1 protein-coding gene is annotated in these 1,536 nt (G+C 59.3%); it reads right to left on the bottom strand.

All coding sequences use genetic code 11. From position 1 onward, the window contains the following. Positions 1 to 242: 242 nt before the first annotated feature. Positions 243 to 1,268 (bottom strand): IS110 family RNA-guided transposase, encoded by a 1,026-nt coding sequence (locus NKH99_RS32585; RefSeq protein WP_353017964.1) that lies wholly within the window; start codon positions 1,266 to 1,268, stop codon positions 243 to 245. Between the last annotated feature and the right edge of the window lie 268 nt (positions 1,269 to 1,536).

Raw genomic sequence — 1,536 nt, forward strand, 5'->3', positions numbered from 1 at the left:
GGGGTTGTCTAATCGCCGCTGGGACGTCAAGCATGTAATTGCGTCGAGACGACGCTGCCGGGTGCATGGTTGTCTTCGCGGTCGACATCAGTCGCCGCATGATGGAGCTCCGCGGACGAGCCTTCAATGTGGACGACGCACTTTGCTGAGACAGCGGTGCAACCCCATCAGCGGAATGGCTCGGCTCACGTCCCGGCAGGGACGTCTCAGGCGCTCAGATCCTGAACGCTATTCGCAAGATTTCATGCTGTGGCGCCTGCATTTCGATCAAAGAACTCACCGGTCTTGAGCATCGAATGCATTATCACCGCCAGTTTGCGCGCCACAGCCACGGCAGCTCGTTTGAAGCCAACCCTCTCCCGGAGCTTGAGGCCCCACGTGCGCAGGCTGCTGTCGATCGAGCTGCGTGTCAGGATGACCGCCGCAGCCTCATAGAGAAGTCCCCGCAAATGTCGATCGCCGCGTCGGGATATATGGCCGTCATAATCGACTTCTCCCGATTGGTAGCGGCGAGTTGTCAGGCCGATCCAAGCGGCAACAGAGCGGGACTTCTTGAAGTTGCCCGGATCTTCAATGGCAGTGGCGAAAGAGGTTGCGGTAATGGCGCCGATGCCGGGGATCGACATGAGTATGCGGCATGCTTGGCTTTGACGTGCATCTGCGACAAGCTGGCGCCCAAGCTCGGCGGCACGGATGCGAATGCTGCGCCAGGCTTCCAACATCGGTAGCACGACAGGAGCAAGCTCGCTCTGATCGATAAGAAGGCTCCGGACATTCTTTTCGAATGTAGTTCCCTTACCGGCGGCAACGAGCATGCCGAACGTTTTCATGATCCCTCGGATCTGGTTGGAAAGCTCGACGGTGATCCGGACCAGCCGAGTGCGTGCTGCCACGAGCGTGCGGGTCAACATACTGTCGAAGCCTTTCACGCGCACCTGGCGAAAGAATCCTGCTTCAGCAAGACGCGCCAAACCATCGGCGTCATTCGCATCCGTCTTGTTCGCCGCCATATCGAGAGCGGCTTTGGCATGGCGCGCATCGATGCAGATGGCTGGCAATCCCTCGGCGCGCAGCGCATGATAGAACCAAACTGACAGTGGGCCGGTTTCGAACACGACGCGCTTTGCGGCCGGCGCCCGCTTGCGGACAAGCTCGGCAATGATCCTGGGATCAGATGCGCACTTCCCGCGCCAGATCCGTTCGCCTTCACGGCGGATCGACACTGCCGTCTCTTTCATCGACACGTCGAGACCGATATGTTCTTCCATGGCTGTTCTCCGTTGATGCTGGGCCCGGCGTCCAGTCGTGAGCCCGTATTTCATCTTATCGGGGAACAGCCACCCTCCAAGGCTATGATCGGTTCCAGGGCGCGTCGCTCCCGCGATTACCCCATGTGGACGCCCCCTCGACGGCATCGATGTGCCAGAATGGTGGTGTTTGACAGCCACCGTAAGAGAGGGAGCGTCCACAATGGAAGTTAACACGATCGGATTGGACCTAGCGAAGAATGTGTTTCAGGCGCATGGAGCCGATGCG

The sequence above is a fragment of the Mesorhizobium sp. M0854 genome (assembly GCF_040319815.1).
GTDB lineage: Bacteria > Pseudomonadota > Alphaproteobacteria > Rhizobiales > Rhizobiaceae > Mesorhizobium.

Bases quoted from the DNA above. Each gene is read 5' to 3' on its own strand.
- NKH99_RS32585 (WP_353017964.1), bottom strand. From the start codon at position 1,268: ATGGAAGAACATATCGGTCTCGACGTGTCGATGAAAGAGACGGCAGTG.